General features: G+C 62.4%; 5 protein-coding genes. 3 read left to right on the forward strand and 2 right to left on the reverse strand.

The window, feature by feature from the left end:
• The coding region (locus WAN02_RS04420) for an SDR family NAD(P)-dependent oxidoreductase (protein ID WP_422262962.1) at window positions 1-496 on the reverse strand (496 nt) is incomplete at its 3' end.
• Window positions 497-631: 135 nt separating this feature from the next.
• Between WAN02_RS04420 and WAN02_RS04425 the strand changes: the two genes are divergently transcribed.
• The 3 genes from WAN02_RS04425 to WAN02_RS04435 all read left to right on the forward strand — a co-directional run bounded on the left by WAN02_RS04425 (window position 632) and on the right by WAN02_RS04435 (window position 3,950).
• A complete protein-coding gene (locus tag WAN02_RS04425) occupies window positions 632-1,723 on the forward strand; it encodes a phosphotransferase (RefSeq protein WP_422262963.1) in 1,092 nt (363 codons plus the stop codon).
• A 13-nt stretch (window positions 1,724-1,736) separates the two neighbouring features.
• The gene (locus WAN02_RS04430; RefSeq protein ID WP_422262964.1) at window positions 1,737-2,864 is read left to right on the forward strand and encodes a TIGR03857 family LLM class F420-dependent oxidoreductase; all 1,128 of its coding nucleotides are present in this window, start codon (window positions 1,737-1,739) and stop codon (window positions 2,862-2,864) included.
• Between the two features lie 165 nt (window positions 2,865-3,029).
• Window positions 3,030-3,950, forward strand: coding sequence for a hypothetical protein (locus tag WAN02_RS04435; protein WP_422262965.1), 921 nt, complete (start codon window positions 3,030-3,032; stop codon window positions 3,948-3,950).
• Window positions 3,951-4,569: 619 nt separating this feature from the next.
• Here the strand turns inward: WAN02_RS04435 and WAN02_RS04440 are convergent.
• The coding region (locus WAN02_RS04440) for a hypothetical protein (protein ID WP_422262966.1) at window positions 4,570-4,981 on the reverse strand (412 nt) is incomplete at its 5' end.

Here is a 4,981-nt window from a genome sequence, read left to right on the forward strand (position 1 = left end):
CCGCGGCCGTTTTCGTCAAGTTGATGATGCCGGCCTTGGTGGCTCCGTAGCCGCCGAGCAGCGGCGCGCCGTTGAGGCCGGCCGTCGATGCAGTGGTGATGATCGCTCCGCCGTTCGGCATCCGCGATGCCGCAGCCTTGATGCCGTACAGCGTGCCTTTCAGGTTCACCGCGATCATCCGTTCGAAGTCCTCGGCGCTGAGTCCGACGAGCGGTCCCAGAACGCAGATGCCAGCGTTGTTGACCATCACGTCGAGCTTGCCGAACTCCTGCACCGCCAGTTGCGCAGCGGCGTTCACCTGGGACTCGTCGGTGACATCGCAGCGGATTGAGCGGGCGTCCGGCCCGATGTCCGCGGCCACCGATTTGGCGCCCGCGTCGTCCAGGTCAGCCACCACGACCAAGGCGCCTGCGGCGCCGAACCGACGTGCGATCGCCCGTCCTATGCCGCTGGCGCCGCCCGTCACGACGACGGCGTGGCCCGTGTGATCCGTCATGCATCGCTCACTCTCTGCCCAGATTGACTGTCTGGAAAATCTTTTCCGTATGCTATACGGATAATTCATGTTTCGGTATAGCATACGGAAATATCCGACCCCGAGTACCGAATTGCGACAGGAGACGACCCGGAGATGACCGTAGGCATCGCGCTGGCTGACTCGACCGACGACCTGACCCCGGAGTGGTTCACTGCGGCCCTGCGGGAAGGCGGCGCCCTGGGTCCGGACGGCAAGGTGGCCTCAGTCGACGCGAACCTGTTCGGCACCGGCCAGTTCGGCCTCGTCACGCGTGCCGAGCTCCGCTACGACGGTGAGGCACCCAACGCACCGGAATCGGTGATCGTGAAGCTGCCGTCGCAGGACGCCGGCAGCCGCCAACTCGGCGTGGCCATCGGCGCCTACGAGGCGGAGGTCCGCTTCTATCAGGAGATCGCGCATCAATCGGGTATCGACGTTCCCAAGCAGTACTGGGCGTCGTTCGAGCCGGGAACCGGTCGCGTCACCCTGCTGCTCGAAGACCTATCGCAGGGATGGCGGGTCGGCGACACGGTGGCCGGTAGCACCGTCGCTCAGACCGAGGTGGCGCTGGATCAGATTGCCCGGCTGCACGGCGATCTCTGGGATTCCACGAGCATGCGCCAATTAGGTTGGCTGGCCCCCCTCGCGCGGACACAGCTGCTGTTCGACGGTGTTCCCGCGGCGCTGCCGGCGTTCCGTGAACGCTTCGCCGATCGCCTCGAACCACACCAACTCGCCGCTGTCGAGCGGCTGGCACCTAAGGGGGCGGAGTACCCGACGAGGGCCTGGCGGGGACCGTTGGTCGTCGCGCACGGCGATTTCCGGCTCGACAACGTCCTGTTCAGCGGTGAGGGAGATGCGCTGCGGGCCAAGGTCATCGACTGGCAGTCGGTGCGACTGGCCCCGCCGCTGATCGACGCCGCCATCTGGCTGTCCAGCTCCCTGCCCCCGACCGACCGACGGTCCAACCAGGATGATCTGCTGCGGCGCTACCATGACGGTCTGCTTGCGGCCGGCGTGAAGGACTTCTCCTACGCCGCCTGTCTGGCCAGTCTGCGGGTCAGCTCGCTGTATGTGTTCCTGCTCAGCGTGGGGATCTCGGTGACCATCGCTCAATCCGATCGTGGCGATGAGATGTTCGCCGGAATGGTGGCTCAGGCCGCTGACTTTGTGACCGACCTGGGCGCCGAAACCGTCCTCGACTAGAAGAGAGAAATAGATGAGCACTGACCCCACCACTGCGACCGCCGAGTCCGACCTGCCCCCCGTTGCCGAGGACATGAGCGCCTTCATCATCGCCGGCGCGGTCGCCTCTCGGCGGCAGGAATTCGAGCACGATACGGTCTCACGCACACCGGCGCAGGGCATCCAGGACGGTGTGGACGCCGAGAAGATCGGGTACCGCCGCATCTGGCTCTCGGAACGGATCGACATCAAGTGGTCCGATGTGATCCTGTCCGGGGTTGCGGCGCGCACCTCGCGGCTCGACGTCTGCACGGGTGTCATCGATCCGACCACCCGGCACCCTTGGACAGCTGCCGCGTTCGGCGCCACCATGCAGGCCTGTTACGGCGAGCGGTTCATCATGGGTCTGGGCCGCGGCGACAACGGCTACTTCAAAGGCTCCGGCATCAAGATGGCCACCTTCCCCCAGATGAACGACTACGTCGACATCCTGCGGGAACTCTGGGACGGCAAGCACGTCCACTACGACGGGCCGGTCGGAAAATTCGACGACCTGTCGTTCGCCGAGACCTATCACGGCAACCCGCCGCCCATCTGGTTCGGTGGCTTCTGCGCCGCTAAGGGTGCCGAGTTCGCTGCCGCCAAGGCCGGCGGCGTCATCCTCATCCCGATGCTGAACCCGACCGGCGTTGCGGCCGCCAAGGAACGCATCGTCAAGGCCTGCGAGAAGATCGGCCGAGATCCCAACGAGATCCGCGTCGGCGCCCTGGTCGTCACCGCCCCCAACCTCTCTGATTTCGAGACCCGCGCAATCGCGCACGGCCGGATGGTCACCTACCTGCAGTACCCCGGCTACGGTGAGGCACTGGCGACCGAGAACGGCTGGGACCTTGGCCTGTTGGACAAGATCCGCAACCACAAGCGGTTCGAGAACATCTCGCAAGTGGCCGACCGCGAGTTCCAGCGCCACGAGATGATGGACGTCGCCAGCGTCATCCCGGACGAGTACATCTGGGACTGCAGCGCGATCGGCACCGTCGACGAGTGCGTGACCAACCTGCGGCGCTACATCGACGCCGGGGCCGACGAGATCGTCACCTATGGTTCTACACCCGCCCAGAACGCCGAACTCGTCGCCGCATGGCGTGCCCGCGCACGCTGATGATCGCTCCCCCGGAATCCAGCGCCTGACGCACGTTGTGCGGTGCAGTTCGCGCCGCATCTGAGGTCGTGAGGGCGCCCTTTGAGCAGCTAGGAATGGAATTCACTATGAAGTCAAAAATCGAGAGTGACGCGAGCGCGTCCTACGACATCGGAGGTCGTCAACATGCCGCCTAATATCTTGCCCAGTCCGTCAGATTTTTCCGCGGGCTCCTTCGCGGGCTGGTTCTTCACACTGTATGCGGGCCTGCTGATCGTCAGCATCGCGCTGATCTGGGCGCTCTACACCGGTTTCAAGATAAAGAACTGGCTCCCGCTGTTGTTGATCTTCGGCGGCTTCGTCTGCTCATTGCTTGAGCCGATGCTGGACCTGCTCGGTCACCTACGCTGGGCCAACGATCTGCCAGTGTATGTGTTCACGAACTTCGGCATCTCCATTCCGCTGCTGATCCCGTTCTGCTATGCGGCGTTCCTGGGCCTAGAGCCCTACTTCATTTACCTGCTATTCAAGCGGGGCGTCACCGTCAAGCAGGTCATGTACATCTACCTGATCGCCGCGCTGACTGACGCCGTCATGGAGACACCTGGACTTCTCATGCACGTCTACCAGTACTACGGGGTCCAGCCATTCACCTTGCTGTCGTTCCCGTATTGGTATGCCGCAATCAACGGGGCGTCGTTCATGACGATCGCGTTCTTCATCTGGTTCCTCGAATCGCGCCTCAACGGGTGGCACCGGGCACTGTTTCTGGTGCTCCCGCCGATCGGCATGGGTACCGCCTGGTTCAGCATCGGCTGGATCCACCTCCTGCCGCTGAACTCCACCCTGCCGGAGTGGATGAAGTGGGTGGCAACGACGATCATGATCTTCGCCTACATCGGTCTCATCCGTGGTATCGCATACTTCGTGGCCGTACCAGAAGACCAGGCCGTGGAGTGGCACCTCGGCCAGCTGACAGCCTACCGATTCATGTCCTTCCTACCTCCCGTCCGCCAGCGCATGCTGGACCGTGAAGCACAGCGTTGGGGCGAGCACGAGCGGGTGAACGCGGCAGCGGTCGCGCAAGAACAGCATCCGGCGGAATAAGGTAACTGAAGGCTCGGTGAGCGACCGTCGAGTATTTTCAACACAATCTGCGGGTCATAGATACGGGTAAGCTACCAAATCCGTCAGAAGGCATCCACGGTTTATGAGATACACGATCTCAGATTCTACGAGGCGAGCATTCAGCGCCCCCGGGAGCTAATGGCGCTGGTACCCGCTTTCGCGCTGCGGTCAAGGCCCGAACCCAAACTTTCAACACTTTGTTCGGGATCATGATCGGCGCCCCATCGCCGTTGCTAGCCGACTCGTCGGCCACGACGGAATCGCCGAAACGTATTGGTGAAAAACCGCGCTCGGCAAACGATGGTCGAAGCGCCGCAAAGCATGCTGCCGCAGCTTGATGTCAGCAAAGGGTGAAATCTCGCTGACGAAAGCGACTCTTAGTCAAGTAGATAGGTCAGCTAATATAGTCGAATTTCGCAGAATCCGCTTTGTTCCCAAGAGAACGTTACCGACGCTAATGTTCCCAAAAATGTTCACAAGTGGCATGAAAACGGCCCCCGGGAAATCTCCGGGGCCGTTTCTCCTAGTAGCGGCTTGAAGAAAGAGAGGTTGCGTGACCACAGTTAGTCGTCCAGGGTGGCGATGAAACTGAGATTACCTAAGTCACGGACGCCAGCACCGGTGGTGCCGGATCGGTTGGCAGCGATGTGCGTTTGAACCAGGGCGTTTTGCCGCTGATGAGGTAGGTCATGATGGCTCCACCGGTGATGGCGACGACGCCGGCGGCGATGGACTGCGCGGAGTGTGCGGCGGGTCCGTAGAACAGCCAGGCGGTGGGGAACCAGAACACGCACATGCCGGTAAATGTTGCCCACATGGTGACGTTTTGGCCGATGGTGGAGCGCCGGCGGAACATCAATGCGGCGCCGAGAAGTGGATAGGAGATCATGGTCGGCGCGGGGCTGAACTGGTACAGCGGGTCGTCCATGACGAACTTGAAGTACTCCCAGCACACTGACGCGGCGATCTGAAAGACGATCAGACCGAACACGAAGGCGCGGGTGCTGATA

The organism is Mycobacterium sp. (assembly GCF_049281135.1).
GTDB lineage: Bacteria > Actinomycetota > Actinomycetes > Mycobacteriales > Mycobacteriaceae > Mycobacterium.

Coding starts and splice junctions, on each gene's coding strand:
- WAN02_RS04425 (WP_422262963.1), top strand. CDS start 632: ATGACCGTAGGCATCGCGCTGGCTGACTCGACCGACGACCTGACCCCG.
- WAN02_RS04430 (WP_422262964.1), top strand. CDS start 1,737: ATGAGCACTGACCCCACCACTGCGACCGCCGAGTCCGACCTGCCCCCC.
- WAN02_RS04435 (WP_422262965.1), top strand. CDS start 3,030: ATGCCGCCTAATATCTTGCCCAGTCCGTCAGATTTTTCCGCGGGCTCC.